The organism is Mycobacterium sp. (assembly GCF_035314665.1).
Lineage (GTDB): Bacteria > Actinomycetota > Actinomycetes > Mycobacteriales > Mycobacteriaceae > Mycobacterium.
The window spans coordinates 1-20,485 of sequence record NZ_DATFZD010000210.1 but is presented as its reverse complement, the minus strand read 5'-3'; the positions used below and the strand labels follow the sequence as shown (position 1 = coordinate 20,485).

At 66.9% G+C, this 20,485-nt stretch carries 17 protein-coding genes; 6 read left to right on the top strand and 11 right to left on the bottom strand.

Annotated features, from left to right (window positions below; genetic code table 11):
• The 3 genes from VKI00_RS15790 to VKI00_RS15780 all read right to left on the bottom strand — a co-directional run.
• On the bottom strand, window positions 1–2,325 hold a 2,325-nt coding region (locus VKI00_RS15790), incomplete at its 3' end, for a glycogen/starch/alpha-glucan phosphorylase (RefSeq protein ID WP_324438901.1).
• 145 nt (window positions 2,326–2,470) lie between these two features.
• On the bottom strand, window positions 2,471–4,936 hold the full coding sequence (locus VKI00_RS15785) for a phosphoketolase family protein (RefSeq protein ID WP_324438899.1): 2,466 nt from the start codon (window positions 4,934–4,936) through the stop codon (window positions 2,471–2,473).
• Window positions 4,937–5,304: 368 nt separating this feature from the next.
• The gene (locus tag VKI00_RS15780) at window positions 5,305–5,898 is read right to left on the bottom strand and encodes an HD domain-containing protein (protein WP_324438897.1); all 594 of its coding nucleotides are present in this window, start codon (window positions 5,896–5,898) and stop codon (window positions 5,305–5,307) included.
• Between the two features lie 82 nt (window positions 5,899–5,980).
• On the opposite strand from VKI00_RS15780, the gene VKI00_RS15775 reads away from it, so the two are divergent.
• Window positions 5,981–6,271: a hypothetical protein gene (locus VKI00_RS15775; protein WP_324438895.1), complete on the top strand. Its 291-nt coding sequence runs from the start codon at window positions 5,981–5,983 to the stop codon at window positions 6,269–6,271.
• Between the two features lie 369 nt (window positions 6,272–6,640).
• On the opposite strand, the gene VKI00_RS15770 is transcribed toward VKI00_RS15775, so the two are convergent.
• On the bottom strand, window positions 6,641–7,057 hold the full coding sequence (locus VKI00_RS15770) for a hypothetical protein (protein ID WP_324438893.1): 417 nt from the start codon (window positions 7,055–7,057) through the stop codon (window positions 6,641–6,643).
• Between the two features lie 131 nt (window positions 7,058–7,188).
• Here VKI00_RS15770 and VKI00_RS15765 point away from each other — a divergent pair, with 131 nt between their 5' ends.
• Window positions 7,189–8,580, top strand: coding sequence for an ISNCY family transposase (locus VKI00_RS15765; RefSeq protein WP_422656526.1), 1,392 nt, complete (start codon window positions 7,189–7,191; stop codon window positions 8,578–8,580).
• Between the two features lie 78 nt (window positions 8,581–8,658).
• On the opposite strand, the gene glgP is transcribed toward VKI00_RS15765, so the two are convergent.
• The 3 genes from glgP to mhuD all read right to left on the bottom strand — a co-directional run bounded on the left by glgP (window position 8,659) and on the right by mhuD (window position 12,945).
• Window positions 8,659–11,175: an alpha-glucan family phosphorylase gene (gene glgP / locus VKI00_RS15760; RefSeq protein WP_324438891.1), complete on the bottom strand. Its 2,517-nt coding sequence runs from the start codon at window positions 11,173–11,175 to the stop codon at window positions 8,659–8,661.
• Between the two features lie 107 nt (window positions 11,176–11,282).
• Entirely contained in the window at window positions 11,283–12,653 is a 1,371-nt protein-coding gene (locus VKI00_RS15755; RefSeq protein WP_414687214.1) for a serine hydrolase, read from the bottom strand.
• Complete coding sequence (gene mhuD, locus VKI00_RS15750) at window positions 12,628–12,945, bottom strand: mycobilin-forming heme oxygenase MhuD (protein ID WP_324438887.1); 318 nt, start codon at window positions 12,943–12,945, stop codon at window positions 12,628–12,630. The genes VKI00_RS15755 and mhuD overlap by 26 nt, the downstream gene beginning before the upstream one ends.
• 186 nt (window positions 12,946–13,131) lie before the next feature.
• Here mhuD and VKI00_RS15745 point away from each other — a divergent pair, with 186 nt between their 5' ends.
• Window positions 13,132–13,890: an alpha/beta hydrolase gene (locus VKI00_RS15745; protein WP_324438903.1), complete on the top strand. Its 759-nt coding sequence runs from the start codon at window positions 13,132–13,134 to the stop codon at window positions 13,888–13,890.
• 149 nt (window positions 13,891–14,039) lie between these two features.
• Entirely contained in the window at window positions 14,040–15,023 is a 984-nt protein-coding gene (locus VKI00_RS15740) for a GlxA family transcriptional regulator (protein WP_324438885.1), read from the top strand.
• Between the two features lie 3 nt (window positions 15,024–15,026).
• On the opposite strand, the gene VKI00_RS15735 is transcribed toward VKI00_RS15740, so the two are convergent.
• The gene (locus VKI00_RS15735; protein ID WP_324438884.1) at window positions 15,027–15,923 is read right to left on the bottom strand and encodes an A/G-specific adenine glycosylase; all 897 of its coding nucleotides are present in this window, start codon (window positions 15,921–15,923) and stop codon (window positions 15,027–15,029) included.
• Here VKI00_RS15735 and VKI00_RS15730 point away from each other — a divergent pair.
• Window positions 15,922–16,554: a carbonic anhydrase gene (locus VKI00_RS15730; protein ID WP_324438882.1), complete on the top strand. Its 633-nt coding sequence runs from the start codon at window positions 15,922–15,924 to the stop codon at window positions 16,552–16,554. The two genes, VKI00_RS15735 and VKI00_RS15730, sit on opposite strands and share 2 nt — an antisense overlap.
• A 68-nt stretch (window positions 16,555–16,622) precedes the next feature.
• Entirely contained in the window at window positions 16,623–17,393 is a 771-nt protein-coding gene (locus tag VKI00_RS15725) for a hypothetical protein (RefSeq protein ID WP_324438880.1), read from the top strand.
• On the opposite strand, the gene disA is transcribed toward VKI00_RS15725, so the two are convergent.
• The 3 genes from disA to VKI00_RS15710 form a co-directional block, all read right to left on the bottom strand.
• On the bottom strand, window positions 17,390–18,502 hold the full coding sequence (disA, locus tag VKI00_RS15720; RefSeq protein ID WP_324438878.1) for a DNA integrity scanning diadenylate cyclase DisA: 1,113 nt from the start codon (window positions 18,500–18,502) through the stop codon (window positions 17,390–17,392). The two genes, VKI00_RS15725 and disA, sit on opposite strands and share 4 nt — an antisense overlap.
• Window positions 18,499–19,923: a DNA repair protein RadA gene (gene radA, locus VKI00_RS15715; RefSeq protein ID WP_324438876.1), complete on the bottom strand. Its 1,425-nt coding sequence runs from the start codon at window positions 19,921–19,923 to the stop codon at window positions 18,499–18,501. Before radA ends, disA begins: the two co-directional genes overlap by 4 nt.
• Window positions 19,924–19,978: 55 nt before the next feature.
• A partial coding sequence (locus tag VKI00_RS15710; RefSeq protein ID WP_324438874.1) for a hypothetical protein occupies window positions 19,979–20,485 on the bottom strand: 507 nt, incomplete at its 5' end.

Below are 20,485 nucleotides of genomic sequence, written 5' to 3'. Positions count from 1 at the left end.
TGCCTCGAGATACGATTTCAGGTCTGCCAGATGCATGTATTGGTCGCCATGGGTCTGCAGCGTGTCGTGCAGCGCGGCGGCGACACAGGGTTCGTTGCGGCTGAAATGGCCGGAGAAGATCAGGTCCAGCGCCGCCCGGGTCTCCGGATCGTTGTCGTAGTGCCACTGCGGCCGGTACCAGCCGCGGCTGCCGGCCACTTGCTCGGCCGTCAATCCGAAGAGGAAGAAATTCTCGTTTCCCGCCTCCTCGGCCATTTCGATGGTCGCGCCGTCGCGCGTGCCGATCGTCAGCGCCCCGTTCATCATGAACTTCATGTTGCTTGTGCCGCTGGCTTCGTAGCCGGCGGTCGAAATCTGATTGGAGACGTCTGCCGCGGGGATCAGGTACTCGGCGAGTGAAACGCAGTACTCGGGCAAGAAGACGACCTTGATTCGACCGCGCACGGCAGGGTCGCCGTCGATCGTGCCGGCCAGGTTGTTGATGAATTTGATGATGAGTTTGGCCAGGTGGTAGGCGGGGGCGGCCTTGCCCGCGAAGAAGAATGTCCGGGGCGCGGTGTCGAGCTCGGGGTTCTCGCGCAGCCGCTTGTACAGCACCACGATCCGTAGGGCGTTCAGGAGCTGGCGCTTGTACTCGTGAATGCGCTTGACCTGGCAATCGAAAATGGTGTCCGGATCGACGGCCTGGCCCGAGGTCGCCGTGAGCCAGTCCGCGAATCGGAGTTTCGCTTCTCGTTTGGCCTTGCCAACGTCATCACGAAACGAGTTGTCGTCGGCGAGCGGTGTGAGCTTGCGTAGCTCGGCGAGGTCGGTCACCCAGTCCTCGCCGATCGCCTCGGTGATCGTGGCCGCGAGCGCCGGGTTCGCCAGCCGAAGCCAGCGGCGCGGCGTAACCCCGTTGGTCTTGTTGCCGAACCGCTCGGGAAACATCTCTGCCAGGTCCTTGACCGTCATGGTGCGCAGCAGCTCGGAGTGAATCGCGGCTACCCCGTTGGTGCTGTGCGAGCCGACGATCGCCAGGTTGGCCATCCGAATCTTGCGCGCAGCGCCCTCCTCGACGAGGCTCACCCGCTCGACCCGCCCGTCGTCGCCTGGGAAGCGGCGCCTGACGTTGTCGAGCAGGCGCCGATTAATCTCGAGGATGATCTCCAGTTGGCGCGGCAGCAGCGCGTCGAGCCAGGCGAGGGGCCATTTCTCGAGCGCTTCCGGCAGCAGCGTGTGGTTCGTGTACGCGAGCGTCCGCTGGGTGAGATCCCATGCCTCGTCCCAGCCGAGGTGTGCATCATCGAGCAGAATCCGCATCAGCTCGGGGATGGCCAGGGTGGGATGCGTGTCGTTCAACTGAATGGCGACCTTCTCGGGCAGTGCGCGCCAATCGTCGTTCGTTTGGCGGAAGCGGCGCACGAGATCGGCGAGGGAGCAGGCGACCAGGAAGTACTCCTGAATGAAGCGCAGTCCCTGACCCATGCCCGTCGAGTCGTCCGGGTACAGCACCCGCGTGAGGGATTCGGCGGCGAGTGTCTCTGCCAACGCACCGACGAAGTCGCCGCCGCTGAATTCCTGAAAGTCGAAGAAATCGGGCGCGGCGGCAGCCCAGAGCCGCAGCGTATTGATCGTCTTGCCGCCGAAGCCGACCACCGGACGGTCGAACGGGATGCCGAAAAGCGTGGACCGGCGGCCGGGAACCACACGCAGGCTACCGCCGCGCAGCTCGAACGCACAGTTGAGCTTGACCTCGACTTGCTCGTCGAGACGTGCGACCTCCCACGGATCGGGGTGCCGCAGCCAGTTGTCCGGCTGTTCGAGCTGCCACCCCTTCTCGAGCGACTGCCGGAAGATGCCGTATTCGTAGCGCAGGCCGTAGCCCATGGCCGGCAGCTGCATCGTCGCCATCGAGTCGAGAAAGCACGCCGCTAGGCGCCCAAGCCCACCGTTGCCGAGGCCCGCGTCAGGCTCCTGTTCGAGCAGGCCGAGCCAATCGAGGTCCCTCTTTTCGACGGCCTCCTCTACCAGGGCATCGAGCCAGAGGTTCGTGACGTTGTTGGCCAGCGAGCGGCCGATGAGAAACTCCAGTGAGATGTAGTAGACGCGCTTTGGGTTCGCGTGCGTGTAGGTCTGCTCCGTGCGCACCCATCGCTGTGAGAGGACGTCCCTCACCGAGCGGGCAGCCGCCTCGAACTTCTCCCGCGGACCAGCCTGGGCCGGGTCAACGACGTCGTCGAACAGGAGATGGCGTTCGTAGAGCCCGTCGGCGGTGCCCGAGAACTGAATCGGGCCGCATCCATATTGTTCGAGTAGCTTGCGAACCGGATCGACCTCCGTCACATTGGAAGCGGCGCGCTCTGTATGCTTTGTCATCTCTTTAGTCCTCGTTTGTCGCATCTGCTCGTCCGAGCGAGTCGCCGTTTGAACTCTTGCGCAGAAGTGTCCAGTTCGTGGCTAACGTGAATTCGGCCGGAATAGCACCCGGCTATTCGTTGTCACCTGCTGTCGAGGCGGTGGCGTTGATATTGGTCTGGACCTCGATACCGCGCGCGCCCGGCCATACCCAGTCGCGCACCTCCGGGAGGTCGTCGCCGTGCTCGCGGGTGTACTCCCGCGCCGCAAGCCGCTTGTCGGCCATCTCCTGACGCAAAGTTGCGCACGTCGACTGCAGGAACGGCACCCGGTCGATCACGTCCATCACCAGGTGGAAGCGATCGAGGTCGTTGAGCATCACCATGTCGAACGGGGTGGTGGTGGTGCCCTCTTCCTTATAGCCCCGCACGTGCAGCTGGTCGTGCCCGGCGCGACGGTAGGTGAGCCGGTGGATCAGCAACGGATATCCGTGATAGGCGAAGATGATCGGCTTGTCGCGAGTGAAGATGATGTCGAAGGCCCGGTCGGACATGCCGTGCGGATGCTCGGTGTCGGGCTGCAGTCGCATCAGATCCACCACGTTGACGAAGCGGATCTTCAGGTCGGGCAGGTGCTGCCTGAGCAAATCGACGGCCGCAAGGGCTTCGAGGGTCGGGACGTCGCCCGCGGCAGCGATGACGACATCGGGATCCTCGCCGAGCTGCTCGGTGCCGGCCCACTCCCAGATCCCGAGCCCCCTGGTGCAGTGCGCGATGGCCTGCTCCATGGTGAGGAAGTTGGGGTGCGGCTGCTTGCCCGCGACCACCACGTTGACGTATTGGCGCGAGCGCAGGCAGTGGTTGTACGTGGACAGCAGAGTGTTCGCGTCCGGCGGTAGATACACCCTGACAACTTCGGCGCGCTTGTTCACCACATGGTCGATGAAGCCGGGGTCCTGGTGGCTGAACCCGTTGTGATCCTGACGCCAGACATGGCTCGACAGTAGGTAATTCAGGCTCGCGATCGGCCGCCGCCACGGTATGTGGTTGGTGACCTTGAGCCACTTGGCGTGCTGGTTGAACATCGAGTCGATGATGTGGATGAACGCCTCGTAGCAGTTGAACATGCCGTGGCGCCCGGTGAGCAGGTATCCCTCGAGCCATCCCTGGCACTGGTGCTCGGAGAGCATCTCGACCACGCGCCCGGCGCGGGCGAGGTGCTCGTCGACCTCCGGTCCGTAGAATTCGGCGTTCCACTGCTTGGCGGTCACGTCGAAGACGGCCTGCAGGCGATTGGACGCGGTCTCGTCGGGGCCGAAGATCCGGAAGTTGTGGGGGTTGAGCCGTACCACGTCGGTGAGCCATTGACCGAGCACCCTGGTGGCTTCGGCGATGGTGGCGCCCGGGGCAGGGACGTCTACGCCGTAGTCCCGGAAGTCGGGCAGCCGCAAAGCCTTCAGCAGCAGCCCGCCATTGGTGTGCGGGTTGTCACTCATCCGCAGCGTGCCCGTCGGCGCGAGGTCGGCGATCTTGGGGTCGATCTTGCCGTCCTCGTCGAACAGTTCGTCGGCGCGGTAGGAGGCCAGCCACACCCCGAGCACCCGCAGGTGTTCCGGGGTATCGCGGGCGTTGGCCAGCGGAACCTGGTGTGCGCGCCAGGATCCCGTGGTCTTCTTCCCGTCGATGTAGGCCGGGCCGGTCCATCCCTTCGGGGTGCGGAAGACGATCATCGGCCAAGGTGGCCGCCGTTCGTCACCGCCAGCGGCCTTCGTCTTGATCTCCGAGATCTCGTTGAGCACGGTGTCGAGCAGCATCGCGAACCGACGGTGTGCATCCGCGGTGTCGGAGTCCTCCTCCGCTTCGAAGAAGTACGGGTTATGGCCGTAACCCCTCATGAGGTCGCGCAGTTCATCCTGCGGGATGCGGGCGAGCACCGTCGGATTCGCGATCTTGTACCCGTTCAGATGCAGGATTGGCAGCACCACGCCGTCCTTGGCTGGGTTCATGAACTTGTTGGAATGCCAGCTCGTCGCGAGCGCTCCGGTCTCCGCTTCACCATCGCCGACGACCGCGGCGACGAGCAGATCCGGGTTGTCGAACGCGGCGCCGTAGGCGTGCGAGAGCGCGTAGCCGAGCTCGCCGCCCTCGTGGATCGAGCCCGGCGTCTCGGGAGCGACGTGCGAAGGAATGCCGCCCGGGAAGGAGAACTGCCGAAACAGCCGCCGCATACCCTCGACGTCAGGGGTGATGTCGGGGTAGACCTCCGAGTAGGTGCCGTCGAGGTAGGCGTTGGCCACCAGGCCCGGCCCACCGTGGCCTGGTCCGGTGACATAGATCGTCGACTGTCCACGCTCCTTGATCATCCTGTTGAGGTGCGCGTAGAGGAAGTTCAGGCCGGGCGTGGTTCCCCAGTGGCCGAGCAGGCGCGGCTTGACATCTTCGCGCGCCAGGGGGGTCCGCAGCAGCGGGTTGTCCAGCAAGTAGATCTGGCCCACGGACAAGTAGTTCGCAGCGCGCCACCAACCGTCCAGCTGGGCGAGGGTTTCGTCGCTCAGTGGTTGCAACTCAGCGGAAGGCCAGTTGGACTTTATGGCGGTCATGGCGACACGCTCCTACGGCGACGGGATAACGATCTATCCCCATCCAACTCGGAATCACCGTTTCTGACGGCCTTGTGCGAAGTGTTCATCAGCGGGCTACCGCGCGGCGATGGCTCGGCTGGCTCCGGCGAAGTCAGTGGAGGATCAGCGCGGGCATCTGCACGCATCCGCGCCGGCGGGGGCGGGGCTGGTGCGGTCGCTATTCGCCTGCGGGACTGCACTATTCGCTCGGTGGTGCGCCGGACGTCTAGCGGACACGCAGGATCGACGACCGACGGGCGAACACCGGTCGGTTGTTTGGTGGTGCCTCGGCGACTATCCGTGCGTACACCGACCGTTCGCCCGTTGGTCACCGGATGTGAAACGCGCTAGCCGGGGTGGTCGTCGAACCCATCCAGGCCGGGGTCGCGCCGTCCCACGGCGGCGAGGCGATCGGCGACGCGCCGGGCAGCGGCGCGAATATAGTCGTCGCGCTCCGGGTTGGCTTTGGCGTTCGGCGAGTCGGGTCCGTGTCGTTTGAGCTTGTCCCGTAACCGTTCGTCCAATGTCATGATTGTCCCGTCTGGTCCGGCGGTGTTGTCCGCGACCGTCAGCGCATCCGAAAGCCCATCCTCGACGAAGTTGAACTCGCTTAATCGATCGTCGAGCCCGCGAACGCGCGCGACGAAGCGGCTACCCGAATGATGCGCGACAAGGTCGCATACGGCTTCGGGCCAGCCTTCCCGGCGCAGGTACTGGGCCCCGTCGAGGGGGTGATACCCGCTGTCCCGCAACCGGGACCCGTAGCCGATGTCGTGCAGCCACGCCGCGGCGACCACGGTTTCGGCCGCCGATGGCGGCACCGTCGCGACGAGTGCTTGCGCCCTGACGGCGACTTCCGCACAGTGGTGCACCCGCTCCGGATCTTCCTCCAGAATGCGGCCGACAAGGTCGCGGGCCGCGGGGATCAACTGCTCCGACATCGGCCGCTCCCTACCGTGATTCGATCAAGCTCTGTGTTCACTGTCCCATGCGGTCGTCGACGACCTGTTCGACACCAGCCAGATGATCGATCGGGGCCCGGCCACCACGGTTTTGGTGGAATCGCTGCTGCGCCGCGGCACCGACGCCGACGCCGACCTGCACGATGCGCAGGCCGCGATCGAGCGGTTAGCGGCGGTGCCGACCGACCCGGGATTCGTGCTGAACGAAATCTGGCTGTTGCGGCTGCGGGCTCTGCTGGCGCGGCCTCACGGCGATGCCGCGGCTTACGCCGACTTTAGGGATCGCTACCGCGACATGGCGAGAATCCTTGGCTTCGAAGGTCATATCGCGTGGGCCGAGGCGATGTCATAAAGGCGGTCGGTCTGGAGTCCTTGTCCGGCCTGGTCTCGAAACAGACCACATTTGAGGGTCTGACCCGAAAATCGGATGGTGAGTGGGCACCACCCGATTTTCCCGCATGCGCGTGCGTCCCGGGTGGGACCAAATAACTCAAAACTTCGTGTCAGCAATCTAGGGGGCTGCGCTCGCTCCGCCGTGGGTATGGAAAATCGTCGTCACCTCACGTTCGTTGGGGCTCAAGGCTGTTGGATCTGGCCGTTAATCGACGACGGCAGTTGTTCGCGAATGCTGAGTTCACTGTGGGGGCGAGTGGCCGGTTTTGATCATGAAATTTTGACATCACCCGATCGGTGGGTCGGGGTTGGGTTCAGCTATGGGTGATCACTCGCGTTGTCGCGGCGTGACCTGTTCCCACCAGTTAATGGTTTCGCCGTCGGTGGCCATTTGATCGAGGAGGTGGGCGATGAGATCGATGTGTGTTCCACCGCCGCCGGACCAGCAGAACTTCCACAGCTCGCGGGCAGCTCGGTGATAGTGGTGGATCGTCTCGTCGATGGCGTAGGCGTCGATCTCGCCGGTGCGGTAGCGGTCGAGCGCAGCCGTAATGTGTTCGATGAGCTCGGCCAGTCGCGCCTCATGGTAGGCGGCTACGCGTTTCGCGTTAGCGCGCGATGTGTTGGCCGCGCTCGTAATTTTGCGCGAACTTGATGAGTGCGCTTGACCACGCTGAAAACCCCCATGAGCACGACGGCCTTCTCCGCATTCGCCCAACCGAACCCCAGCCGCTCGCCCATCCATGCCTTGCGAAGTTCGGGACGCCCGCCAGCTACTTCGACCTGAAAAAGTCGGGGCGTGGCGGTGGCTGAACTGGTCGTTGTTTGACGAGATGATGGCCTCGAACCCTTGGGCAAGAAGGGATCGAGGCCATCGTGCTCAGAACTGTAAATGACCAGCCGTCGTTGTGGGACGTAATACTGCCGTCGGAGCTGTTGGTGTTGCCCGATGGGTTGGCGCGGGTGGACAGGCTGCTCGACGACCCAGCGTTCTTCGCGCCGTTGGCGCCGTATTTCGACGCGCGAATCGGTCGTCCGTCGGTACCGATGGAGACCTATCTGCGGATGATGTTCTTGAAGTTCCGTTACCGGCTGGGCTACGAGTCGCTGTGCCGCGAAGTCGGTGATTCCATTTCCTGGCAACGGTTCTGCCGCATCCCGTTCGGCACGCGGGTTCCGCATCCGACAACGTTGATGAAACTGACTCGCCGGTGCGGCGATGCCGCGGTGACCGGGCTCAACGAGGCGTTGTTAGCCAAGGCCGTCGAGCACAAGCTGCTGCGTACCGACAAGGTCCGCGCTGATACGACTGTGGTGCCAGCGGCGGTGGCTTATCCGACCGACTCGGGTTTGTTGGCCAAGGCGGTGGGCAGCATCGCTGGCACGATCAGGCGTATTCAGGCCGCTGGCGCAGCGACTCGCACCCGGGTGCGCGACCGCAGTCGCTGCGCGGGTCAGCGGGCCCGCTCGATTGCGGCCAAGCTGCGGCTGCGCGGCGCGGCGGCGCGTGAGGAGGGTCAGGCTGCGGTCCTGCGGATCACTGGGGAGCTCGCCGGTATCGCCGAATCGGTGATCCGTGATGCCCAGGCGGTGCTACGCAACGCCCGACGAGGTTTACCTAGTGCGACGGGGCGGCGCCGTGGCCAGTTGCACCGAGCGGTCAATGACCTCGATACGCTGCTGCAACGCACAGGTCGAGTGGTGGCTCAGACCCGCAGCCGATTGGCCGGAGTGATGCCTGATTCAGCGACCCGGATGGTCAGTTTCCATGACGTCGACGCTCGTCCGATCCGCAAGGGTCGGCTCGGTAAGCCGGTGGGGTTCGGCTACAAGGCCCAGGTCGTCGACAACGCTGACGGGGTCATCCTCGACCACACCGTCCAGATCGGAAACCCTGTTGATGCGCCGCAATTGGCGCCGGCGATCGCACGTATCGCAGAGCGTGCCGGACGTGCGCCCACCACGGTAACTGCTGATCGCGGCTACGGGTACGCCGCGGTGGACGCCGAACTGCACGAACTCGGGGTACGCCACGTCGCGATCCCGCGTGCCAGTAAACCCAGTGCCGCTCGCCGAGAGTTCGAACATCGAAAAGCTTTCCGCGCCAAGATCAAATGGCGAACCGGATGCGAAGGCCGGATCAACCACCTCAAACGCAGCTACGGATGGAACCGCACCGAATTGACCACCCTCACCGGCGCCCGAACCTGGTGCGGACATGGAGTCTTTGCCCACAACCTCGTCAAGATCAGCGCCCTGGCTCCATGATTTGCAGACCCGACCAGCCCACCGACCAGACACCCCGAACTGGCCCCAGACCACTAACCCTTTTTCAGGTCGAAGTAGCTAGCGCGCGTACCAGCAGATCTTTTCGGCTTCGAGCGGAATCGACGCGTCCGGGTGATACGGCACGACGCGAGGGGTGTACACCTCGGGCGGTCGCGGCCCTTCGACCTGGACGTGGTAGCTGAACGTCCCGCGAATGACTTCGTCGCCGCGTTCCATCGGTATCCGTTCGGTCGCACCGTGTTCCCAGGCGGCGGCGTATAGCTGCACTTGTACCGCTTCCGGTCCGATCGCGCCGAGGGAAACGAGGACTCGGAACTGGTGCCCGTCTCCGGCCGGCTCGACGTGGAGCGCGCCAAACGACACGTCGCTCCAGTAGCTCGCGATCATTTCCCGCCAGCCTTGCACGTCGCTCCCGACCCGGCAATGGTCGGCCAGGCGCGTGCGGTAGGCGGCCGCCGCGGGGGCGTAGAGCTCCTCGACGTACTGCCGGACCATGCGTTCCGACGAGAACTGGGGCGTCAGCGTCGCCATGCTCTCGCGCACGCGTCGCATCCAGTCTTCCGGGATCCCGTTCTCTTCGCGCGTGTAGAACATTGGGACGATCTCGTTTTCCAGCAGCGCGTAGAGGCATTCCGCCTCCTCGACATCCCACTGCGGGTCGTTATTGTGTTCCCGTCCGTCGCCGATCGCCCAACCCACCTGCGGTGTGTATGCTTCGGCCCACCAGCCGTCGAGCTCCGACAGGTTGAGGCCGCCGTTGACGAGCACCTTCATCCCGCTCGTACCGCTGGCTTCCCAGGGCCGGCGGGGCGTGTTGATCCAGACGTCGACTCCCTCGACGAGCTGTTCGGCGAGGAGCAGGTCGTAGTCGGCAATGAACGCGACGTGCGAGCGAAGTTCCGGGCGTTGCGAGAACGCATACCAGCGCTGGATCATCGCTTTCCCGAACGTGTCGGCGGGATGCGCCTTTCCGGCGACGGCGATCTGGACGGGCCGTTCGGGATTGGTAAGAATGCGCGCGAAGCGGTCGGGATCGTGCAGCAGGAGCGCAGTGCGTTTGTACTCGGTGAAGCGCCGGGCGAAGCCGAGCGTCAGGGCATTCGGATCGAAAATGCGCTGCGCTTCGTCGATGCGATCCGCGCCGGCGGCGGCGATCGTGAATTGGCGTGCCAGCCGTTGGCGCGCCCAGAGCACGAAGCGCTCGCAGTTGCGATTGCGCATCCTCCACAACTCGGCCGTCGGGACCTTCTCCATCCGCTCGACGATCGGGGTCGGAACGCCATGCCACTGGTCGCGGAGCTCGGCGTTGGTCCACAGCTCGTCGGCGGCCGGCGAGTCCCATGATGGAACGTGGACCCCGTTGGTGACGTGCCCGACTGGAACTTCCTCGATCGGGCAGCGCGGAAAAAGATCCGCGAAGAGTTCGCGGCTCACCTCGCCGTGCAGCCGACTCACGCCGTTGATGCGGGACGCCCCGCGAATCGCGAGGAACGCCATGTTGAACGGTTCGGTATCGTCGTTCGGCTGCATGCGGCCCAGGCTGAGGATCTCGCCGATGCCTACGCGCATCTCGGCCGCGAACGGCGAGAGGTAACCGATGACGTAGCTGGGATCGAACCTGTCGAAGGCGGCGGCGACCGGCGTGTGGGTGGTGAACACGGTGCCCGCGCGCGCGACGGTCAGCGCGACGTCGAACGGCACGTTCTGTTCCCGCACGATCCAACGGGCGCGTTCCAACACGGCGAATGCCGCGTGCCCTTCGTTGAGGTGACAGACATCCGGATCGAGTCCCAGCTCGCGCAGCAGCTGCCAGCCGCCGAACCCGAGCGCCATCTCTTGTTCCCACCGGACTTCGGGATCGGCTTCGTAGAGGTGCGCCGTGATACCGCGGTCTGACGGGTCGTTGGCCGGATCGTTGCTGTCGAGCAAGTACAACCACAGCCGGCCGACGTTGACGGCCCAGGCGCGCAAGTACACGGTGCGGCCCGGAAAATCGAGCGGGATGCGAATCCAGGCACCGTCGTTGCCGCGCAAACGCTGCACCGGAATCTCGCTGGGATCGCTGAACGGGTAGAGTTCGCGCTGATTGCCCTGCGAGTCGAGGGCCTGACGAAAGTATCCCTGCTGGTACAGCAAGCCGACTCCGACCACCGGCGCGCCGAGATCGGTCGACGACTTCATGTGATCGCCCGCCAGTACGCCCAGCCCGCCCGCGTAGATCGGCAACGCTTCGGAAAGACCGAACTCCATGCTGAAGTACGCGGTCAGATTCAGGGTTTTCGCCGCCTGCGACTGAGGAAACCAGAACGGGTCGCTGTTGCGCCTCCGGCGATCTTCGATCAGTGTGCGCACCTCGGCGCTGAATGCGTCGTCGTTGCCCAGCTCCTCGAGCTCGGCCTGGCCGATCGATTTGAGCACCGCCCAGGGATTGCGCGACGCACCCCACAGCTCCGGATTGACGCGATGCCAGACGCGATCGGCACGGTGCGACGAGATGAGCCGCATGTCGAGTGCGAGGTCGTCCATACCATGCAGCGAGTCCGGGAGATTGATGTCGGTGCGATGATCTGCCATGAATGCGTCTACCTATTGGTTGGGAAAGCGCCTGCGACCGTACCGTAGCCGTGTTAATCCGAGACAAAGCCCCAGTGGCCGCCGTGTGCAGATCGCGGGCAAGCAGATCAGGGAAGCATTGCGAAGACCTGCTTGGCGATCGACAGCAGCCAGGCACCCGCGCTGGAACCGTGGTAGCGGGGCCAGTTCAACTGGAAGTTGACCACCCACGGCTGACCCGTGCGGTCGACCGCGTACCAGCTGAAGCCCAGGTCGCCGGGCAGATTGCCGGCTTTCGCGCCGACATACGGCCACTGCTGCCGGTCCAGGTCGATGCCCGGAATTTGCGACATGATCTCCTTGACCGGCGCGGCGGCACCCACCGCGCCGGTCTGCAGCGCGGCGTGCACCCGGCAGATGTCCTCCGCGCTGCCGTACCACTCCGCCCCGTAGGTCGAAGCCGGGGTGTGGGTGCGGTTCGGATCCGGTTGGTAAGGCCGGGAGTTCGTCAGCGCTAGCAACTGAGCACGGCCTTGCGGCCCGCCGGACTGTACCGCCTGCTTCCACTGTTCCCGCAGATCAGGTGTTCCCCACCCGACCGAGAACAGCTCGTGCATGGTGGGGAACGGCGTCATGCTGGCCGGGTCGTGGTGGCCCGCTTCGACCAGCGCGCGTTCGACGGCCGGTGTGCCGACCCGGCCGATCAGCAGATCGGTGGCCATGTTGTCGCTCGTCGCGATCATCTTGTCCGCGGCGGTGCGCACGGTGACCTGTGCGCCGGGCGGCAGCTTCTCGAGGCCGGACGAGCCGACGGCCTTGGCCTGGCCGGTGATCGTGAGCTTGTCGTCCCACGACACCGTGCCCGCCTTGACACCGTCAGCGACGGCGTACAGCACATAGAGCTTGAAAATCGAAGCCAGCGGCAGCGATTCAGCGGTGTTTGTCCCCGCGATCCGTTCGCAGCGGCCGTTGTTGACCTTCGCGACCTGATACGAGTACCGGGCGTTGGACTTTTGCAGCTCGGCGTCGACGCCGGCCCACGAGTTGATGTTCGGCTTTTGCATCTCGACGTCGAAACGATCCACCATCGTCTGGTCATCGGTGTGGATGTCGATGTCCTGGCGGGCGCCGAACGAGGTGATCAGGTGCAGGGTGGCCTGCGCGGCGTGCAGGTCGACGCCGGCGACGGTGTACGGCCGGTCCCACCACAGGCCGTCCATCGTCGTGCCGATGTCGTCGACCTGCTTGGGAGCCGCCAGTGTGCGAATCCCGACCGGGCCGATGGGCCAGTCGGAATTCAGCATGTCCACGATCTGTTTGGCGCGCAGACCCACGGGTGTACTGGTGTTGAACTTCTCGCCCGTGCTGCCGGTCGTCGGCGACGCGGGCGGCGCAGCGCAACCACAGACCAAGGCGCCTGACATCGCGACACCGGCGAACGACGCCGCCGCGCGATGACGCGCCCGGCCTGCGCTACGCCTTCGCGCCCGCCCCGGCAACGTCCAACACAACCTCGAACTCCAGCAACGTAGCGCCCGTCGCAACGGGGTTCGCGCGCTCGCCGGCATGGGCGTGGACGGCCGGGCCGGTTGCCCAGGCCTGGAATGCCTCTTCGGATTCCCACTGCGTCACAACGAAGTAGCGGTTCTCGCCCTTGACCGGCCGCAGCAACTGAAATCCGAGGAAGCCCGGCTGGTTGTCGACCGCGTGCGCCCGGTGGGCGAACCGCTTCTCCAGCTCCGGACCGGCGTCCGGCGGCACCTCGATTGCGTTGATCTTCACCACGGTCATGCCGTCAGGCTACCGTGCTGCCCGCGATGGATGATTGAGGCCGTGGCCACCGGACTCAGCTCTTCGCGCGAGCGCTCATCGCCGGATCTCCGCTCGTCGCGCGAGCGCTCATCGCCGGATCTCCGCTCGTCGCGCGAGCGCTCATCGCCGGATCTCCGCTCGTCGCGCGAGCGCTCATCGCCCGGTCTGCTGACCGACCGCGGCGGTCACGGCGAACCGCTGGTCCTCGTCCACGGCCTGATGGGCCGCGGCAGCACCTGGGCGCGGCAGCTGTCCTGGCTCACCCGTCTCGGGCGGGTCTACACGTACGACGCGCCGTGGCACCGCGGCCGCGACATCGCGGACCCGTACCCGGTCGGTACGGAACGCTTCGTCACCGACCTGGCCGACGCGGTCGCGGCGCTCAACCGGCCGGCAACCCTGATCGGGCACTCGATGGGCGCGCTGCACGGCTGGTGCCTGGCCGCCGAGCGGCCGGAGTTGGTCGCCGCGCTGGTCGTCGAGGACATGGCGCCGGATTTCTGTGGGCGTACCACCGGCCCGTGGGAGCCCTGGCTGCACGCGCTGCCGGTCGAGTTCACGACGGCCCGCCAGGTCATCGACGAGTTCGGCCCGGTCGCGGGCCGCTACTTCCTGGACGCGTTCGACCGCACCCCCACCGGATGGCGGCTGCACGGCCCGGTCGAGCGGTGGATCGAGATCGCCGCGGAGTGGGGAACCCGCGATTACTGGCAGCAGTGGCAGGCGGTGCGGGTGCCGGCGCTGCTGATCGAGGCGGGGAACTCGGTGACACCCCCGGGCCAGATGCTCCGGATGCACGAATCAGGCTATCGGACAACATATCTCAAGGTGGCCGAGGCCGGCCACCTTGTGCATGACGAGGCTCCGGATGTCTACCGCGGGGCGATCGGCGGCTTTCTGGCGACCCTCGCCGGTCGCGCCTGAGGACGGGCTGCGCCCGAAGCCGGTGCGAATCGCCTCGAGGTCGTGCTCGAGCCGGCGACCGTCGGAGTCGACAGTCATGGCACCGACTTATCGACAGTGAATATCCGGCCGACCGTGGCAGTACTGACTAATTGAATTAAAATACTGCCATGCTGAAGACGGTGGCGGTCTTGGCGCTCGACAACTTGGCGGTCTTCGAGTTCGGCACCGTCTGCGAGGTGTTCGGTATCGACCGCGCGTCGGACGGGGTGCCGAATTTCGACTTCCGGGTGTGCGGGCCACGGGCTGGTCAACCGCTGCACACCTCCGTCGGCGTGCAGATCGTCCCGGAGCACGGCCTCGACGGACTCGCCGGTGCGGATCTGGTCGCGGTTCCGGCCGCCAAAGCCGCGGCTGGCCCTCGTCCCTACCCGCCGGAGGCGTTGCGGGCACTTCGCGCCGCGGCCGCGGCGGGATCGACCGTCCTCACCGTGTGCACGGGTGCCTTCATCGCCGGCGCGGCGGGACTGCTGGACGGCCGGCGCTGCACGACGCACTGGATGCACGCCGACGAGTTGGCGCGCGCGTACCCGACCGCCGACGTCGACCGCAATGTGCTGTTCGTCGACGACGGTGACCTGATCACCAGCGCGGGCACCGCCGCGGGCGTCGACGCGTGCCTGCACCTGGTGCGTCGCGAGCTGGGCAGCAGGATCACCAACATCATTGCCCGCCGGATGGTGGTTCCGCCGCAGCGCGATGGCGGTCAGCGCCAATACATCTCGCAACCGGTTCCGGTGCACTGCTCACCGGGCTTCGCGCCGCAACTCGACTGGATTCTGGCCAACCTCGGCAGGGACCACAGCGTCGCGACGATGGCCCGGCACGCCAACATGTCTGGGCGCACGTTCGCGCGGCGCTTCGTCGAGGAGACCGGCGCCACCCCGATGCAGTGGGTGACGGAGCAGCGGGTGCTCTACGCGCGGCGGCTGCTCGAGGAGACCGATCTCGACGTTGACCGCATCGCCGAGCGCTCCGGCTTCGGCACGGCTACCCTGCTGCGACACCACTTCCGCAGGATGGTCGGGGTGACACCGTCGGATTACCGGCGCCGGTTCGCCTGTGCCGACCGGCCAACCGCCGAATCCGCCTGACCCTCAGAAATTTTCGCCGCTCAGCGCGTATCGGCCGTCCCGCGTCCTTTCGACGAGCCCGTCGGCGAGCAGCGACGCCAGCGCTCGGTCGCGCTGTTCGGTGTCGGTGAGCCAGGCGACGTCCAACTCGGCGCGGGTGACCGGAAAGTCTTTGCGGCGCAGCACATCCAGCAGCAGACCCCGAACCTGGCGGTCGGTACCGGCGTAGGTCTGGGTGCGACGGGCCTGCGCTGGCGACGACGGGTGACCGGCCGCGCGCCATGCGCACGTCGACAGCGGGCACAGCCCGCAGCGCGGTGACCGCGCCGTGCAGACCGTCGCGCCCAGTTCCATCAGTGCCACCGAAAAGCGGGGCGCCGTGCCGTCTTCGGGCAGCATCCGCTCCAGGGCTTCGAGGTCGCGGGCGCTGGGCGCCGCATCGGGCGCACCCCGCGTCGCGCGGGCGAGCACCCGGCGGACGTTGGTGTCGACGACCGGAACCCGCCTGCCGTAGGCGAAGCAGGCGATCGCGCGGGCGGTGTATCCGCCGATACCCGGCAGTTGCTGCAGCGTGTCGACGTCGTCGGGCACCACGCCGGCGTGCTCCGTGGCGATCACGGTCGCGCATTCATGCAGCCGCTTCGCGCGGCGCGGATATCCGAGTTTGCCCCAGGCCCGCAGCACATCGGCCGCGGTGGCGGCGGCCGTGGCCGACGGGGTGGGCCAGCGGCGCACCCAGTCCTCCCAGACCGGCTGCACCCGCGCGACCGGCGTCTGCTGCAACATGAACTCGCTGACCAGGATCTGCCACGGGCTCACCCCGCCCCGGCGCCACGGCAGGTCCCGCTGCGCGCTCTCATACCAGGCGACAAGCCTGCTCGGCTCAATCGTCTCCTCCGGCCGGGGCAGAATGTCCGTCATGCCCCGAACCAGCCCGGTGACCGCATGGAAGGCACTCAAGGAGGGTAACGAGCGGTTCGTCACCGGCGAGCCGGCACACCCGAGCCAGAGCGTTGAGCACCGCGCCACCCTCACCGAAGCCCAACGGCCCAATGCGGTGGTGTTCGGCTGCGCCGACAGCCGGGTCGCCGCCGAGATCATCTTCGACCAGGGGCTGGGCGACATGTTCGTCGTCCGCACCGCGGGCCACGTCCTCGACTCCGCGGTCCTGGGCTCGCTGGAGTACGCCGTCACCGTGCTCGAGGTGCCGCTGATCGTGGTGCTCGGCCACGACAGCTGCGGCGCGGTCAAGGCGACACTGACCGCTCTCGACGATGGCGTGGTACCCGGCGGATACGTTCGTGACCTGGTCGAACGTGTCACGCCGTCGATTCTGTTGGGCAGGCGGGAGGGGCTGACCCGGGTCGACGAATTCGAGGCGTACCACGTGCGCGAGACCGGCGTCCAGCTGATCAGCCGGTCCACCGCGATCGCGGAGGGGGTCGCGACCGGCGAGCTGGCGATCGTCGGTCTCACCTACCACCTCGCCGACGGGCGGGTGGTTTTGCGGGACTTCCTCGGTGACATCGGCGAAACCCCAGGTGAGAGTTAGCTGACCCAGGCCGCGACACGCCGAGCGCGGTCGGACGGCTCGCGGTGACCTGGGCTTACCGTGAGTTCGTGCTGGATTTGGAACCGCGTGGCCCGCTGCCGTCCCAAATTTACTGGCGACGCCGAGGCCTTGCGCTGGGCGTCGCGGTGGTCGTGATCGGCATTGTGGTCGCTGTTGTCGTCACCGTGATGACCGGCAGCGTCGGAGCCAACACCAAGAACGCTGACAAGCAGTCCAGCCCGGCCGCCTCCAACGCGCCGCAGCCGATGCCGGAGGTCAAGACCCCGATCACTCCCCAGGTCCAGCCGCCCGCGCCGACGCCGACGGCGGCGGTGACACCGCCACCCGTGCTGAAGGAGGGCGACGACTGCCCCGACTCGACGCTGGCCGTCAAGGGCCTCACCGACCTGCCCCGCTACAACGTCGGTGACCAGCCCAAGTTCACGATGGTCGTCACCAATATCGGGCTGGTGGCGTGCAAGCGCGATGTGGGTGCCGCGGTGCTGGCCGCCTACGTGTACTCGCTCGACAACAACCGCCTGTGGTCGAACCTCGACTGCGCGCCGTCCAACGAGACGCTGGTCAAGACATTCAACCCCGGCGAGCAGGTCACCACCGAGGTCACCTGGACCGGAATGGGATCGGCGCCGCAGTGCCCGCTGCCACGCCAGCCGATCGGCCCGGGCACCTACAACCTGGTGGTGCAGCTCGGCAACCTGCGGTCGGCGCCGGTGCCGTTCATCGTCGCCCAGCCGTCCCCGACCGACGCGCCCCCGCCGCCCGCGCCCGGGGCGCAGGCCCCGGAGCCCGCGCCCCCCGCGCCCGCCGCTCAGGGCTAGCCGAGCCGGTCGGCGATCGTCGACTCGGCCAGCTGCGAAAGGCCCTCCCGGATGTGGCGCGCCCACATCGCGCCGATGCCGTCCACCTTCTGCAGGTCCGCGGCGCTGGCCGCGAGCAGCCCCTGCAGCGAGCCGAACGCCCGCACCAGCAGGTCGATGTGGGCGAACTGCAGTCGCGGGATGCCCGCCATCGCGCGGTAGCCGCGCGGGCTCACGGCCGAATCCTGCGCCTCGGCCGTCGACGGGTAGCCGAAAACCTTTGCCAGCGCTGTCAAGTCGAGCAGCTCGGCGTCGGAGAGCTGATCGAGCCCATCATGGGTCGCGTCCACCTGGGCCCCGCTGGGCGGATCGGGGGAGGCGTGGTAGTCCCGCACGACCAGCTCACGCGCCGCGTCGTTGCCGCCGACCAGCTCTTCGAGCTGAAGTTTGAGCTGGCGGCCGTCGGTGCCGAGTTCGACCACGTGCTCGTCGATTTCCAGGCTGATCCGGCGGACCATCTCCAGCCGCTGGACCACGGTCATCACCTCGCGCAGGGTCACGAAGTCTTCGATCTCCGCTGTCGAGAGCTGCCGGCTCACTTCGTCGAGGCGCGTCTTGTAGCGCTCCAGCGTGGCGACGGCCTGGTTCGCGCGCGACAGGATCGTGGCCGAGTCGGCCATCACGTGCCGCTCACCGGCCACGTAGACGGTCACGATGCTCATCGAGTGGCTGACCGACACCACGGGGTAGCCGGTCTGGACCGAGGTGCGTTCGGCCGACCGGTGCCGCGTGCCGGATTCGTCCGTGGGGATCGACGGGTCGGGCACCAGTTGGACGTTGGCCCGCACGATGCGGCTGCCGTCGGTTGACAGCACCAGCGCGCCGTCCATCTTCGATAGCTCGCGTAGCCGGGTCGGCGCGAACCTGACGTCCAGCGAGAAGCCGCCGTCACAGATGGACTCGACGCGCTCGTCGTAGCCCAGCACGATGAGCGCCCCCGTGCGGCCCCTTAGAATGCGTTCCAGCCCGTCGCGCAGCGCGGTGCCGGGCGCCATCCGGCCGAGCGTCTGTCGCAGCGCTGGATGCACCACCGGGGCCTTTGTGTCCGCACTCTTGTCGGGTGAGGTCATAACCAGTTCTGCTCGTCGTCCTTGGGCGTTTCCAGCAAGCGCTGAGGTGCAGTTTGGCACGTCTTGACGGCGATCTCCTGCAACAGGCCCAGTGCACCGTTGAGGGTCTTGGCGGGCATCGCGCACAGCTCGCTGGGCACGCTCTTGACGCCGTGCGGGATCAGCGCCGTGGTGAAGCCCAGCCGCGCCGCCTCGGCCAGCCGCCGCTCCATTCCGGTGACCCGGCGCAGGTCGCCGGCGAGCCCGACCTCACCGATCACCACCGCTGTGCCCGGCAGTGGCTGGTCCCTGTACGCCGACGCCATCGCCAGCGCGACCGCCAGGTCCGAGGACGGGTCGGTGAGCCGCATGCCTCCGACGGTCGACAGGTAGATGTCGGACGTCGCGAGCCTCAACATCTCGGCCCGCTTCGTCAGCACGGCGCTGATCATCGCCGCGCGGGCGTGGTCGATGCCGCTGACCGCGCGCCGCGGTGTGGCGTTGGGCGACGGCAGCAGCAGCGCCTGCACCTCGCCGATCAGTGGCCGCTTGCCGTCCAGCGTGACCGTCACCGCGGTGCCCGGCACCGGCTCGGGCCGCTGATCCAGGAACAGCCCCGACGGGTCGGCGACGCACTCGATCCCGTTGTCGTGCAACAGGAAACATCCGACCTCGTCGGCGGCGCCGAATCGGTTCTTGACGCCGCGCACCATCCGCAGCGCGGAATGCCGGTCGCCCTCGAAGTGCAGGACCACGTCGACGAGGTGCTCCAACGTGCGTGGCCCGGCGATCGCGCCGTCCTTGGTGACATGGCCGACCAGGATCATCGCCACCCCGGTGGTCTTGGCCGCCGTCGTCAGCGCCGTGGTGACCGCACGGACCTGGGTGACGCCGCCGGTGACGCCGTCGGCGTCGGTGGTCGACATGGTTTGCACCGAGTCGACGACGACCAGGCTGGGTTTGACGGTGTCGATCTGGGCCAGCATCGTGTGCAGGTCGGAGTCGGCGCCCAGGTACACGTCGTCGTGGCTGCACCCGGTGCGCTCGGCCCGCATCCGGATCTGGCCGGCCGACTCCTCACCGGACAGGTACAGCGCGCGCCGCCCGGCTTGTGCCCACCGGTGGACGACCTCTAGCAGCAGCGTCGACTTGCCGACCCCCGGCTCGCCCGCCAGCAGCGTGACCGAGCCGGGGACGACCCCGCCGCCGAGCACTCGGTCGAGTTCGCTGACGTCGGTGGGGTAGTGCCGCGTCGTGTCCGGCGAGATCGAACTGATCGGCACCGCGGCCGCGCCGCGCTTGCCGGCGGCCGCCTCTAGCGGTGCCGGCAGCGCGATCTCGTCGACGGTGCCCCAGGTGCCGCAGTTCGGGCACCGGCCAACCCATTTGGCCGTGGCATGCCCGCAGTCCGAGCAGAGGTGGTGCGTACGGGTCTTGGCCACGTCGAGACGGTATCCGCCCCGACCGACAGATAGCCAGTGTCCGCGCCGGTGCGCCCTAGTGCGCGCCGCCCGCCGACGCGGCTTGCGGCGTCGGCGGCGTATTCTGCGGGGCGGTGACGGGCACGCCGAGCGTGGCCTGGCCGTTCCGCTCGAAGGTGAAGGTGAAGTTGTAGAGCGGTCCGTTGCTGATGGGCCTGTTCAGCGTCACCGTGGCGGCGACCGCGGGGGCGGGTTTGAGGGCGCTGAGCGCGGCGGCGTTCCGCTGGTAGGGGGCGCCGACGAACAGCATGCCCAGCGGAGGCACGGTGGCGTCACCCGCCACCGTGACCGATCCGATGTCGGAAGAAACGCTCAGCAGGCGATCGGGGCTGTCGCCCGACTGGTTCGTCGCGACGAACAGGAGGTCGACGGGCTTGCCGGGCTGCACCGCGTCGCCGGTCTGGTCCGCCTGGATCCTGACGTCACGCAGTGCGATCTGGCCGATGTTCGTGCTGCTGCCGTCGACCGCGGACTCCTGAGACGCGGTCTGGGATATCTGCCCGGAGCTGCAGCCGGTCAGGGT

Excerpts from the sequence above, each read along its gene's own strand:
- mhuD (WP_324438887.1), bottom strand. The coding sequence starts at position 12,945 with ATGACCGTGGTGAAGATCAACGCAATCGAGGTGCCGCCGGACGCCGGT.
- VKI00_RS15780 (WP_324438897.1), bottom strand. The coding sequence starts at position 5,898 with ATGTCGGAGCAGTTGATCCCCGCGGCCCGCGACCTTGTCGGCCGCATT.
- VKI00_RS15770 (WP_324438893.1), bottom strand. The coding sequence starts at position 7,057 with ATGGATGGGCGAGCGGCTGGGGTTCGGTTGGGCGAATGCGGAGAAGGC.
- VKI00_RS15785 (WP_324438899.1), bottom strand. The coding sequence starts at position 4,936 with ATGACCGCCATAAAGTCCAACTGGCCTTCCGCTGAGTTGCAACCACTG.
- VKI00_RS15775 (WP_324438895.1), top strand. The coding sequence starts at position 5,981 with ATGATCGATCGGGGCCCGGCCACCACGGTTTTGGTGGAATCGCTGCTG.
- VKI00_RS15740 (WP_324438885.1), top strand. The coding sequence starts at position 14,040 with ATGCTGAAGACGGTGGCGGTCTTGGCGCTCGACAACTTGGCGGTCTTC.
- VKI00_RS15730 (WP_324438882.1), top strand. The coding sequence starts at position 15,922 with ATGCCCCGAACCAGCCCGGTGACCGCATGGAAGGCACTCAAGGAGGGT.
- disA (WP_324438878.1), bottom strand. The coding sequence starts at position 18,502 with ATGACCTCACCCGACAAGAGTGCGGACACAAAGGCCCCGGTGGTGCAT.
- glgP (WP_324438891.1), bottom strand. The coding sequence starts at position 11,175 with ATGGCAGATCATCGCACCGACATCAATCTCCCGGACTCGCTGCATGGT.
- VKI00_RS15735 (WP_324438884.1), bottom strand. The coding sequence starts at position 15,923 with ATGACGGACATTCTGCCCCGGCCGGAGGAGACGATTGAGCCGAGCAGG.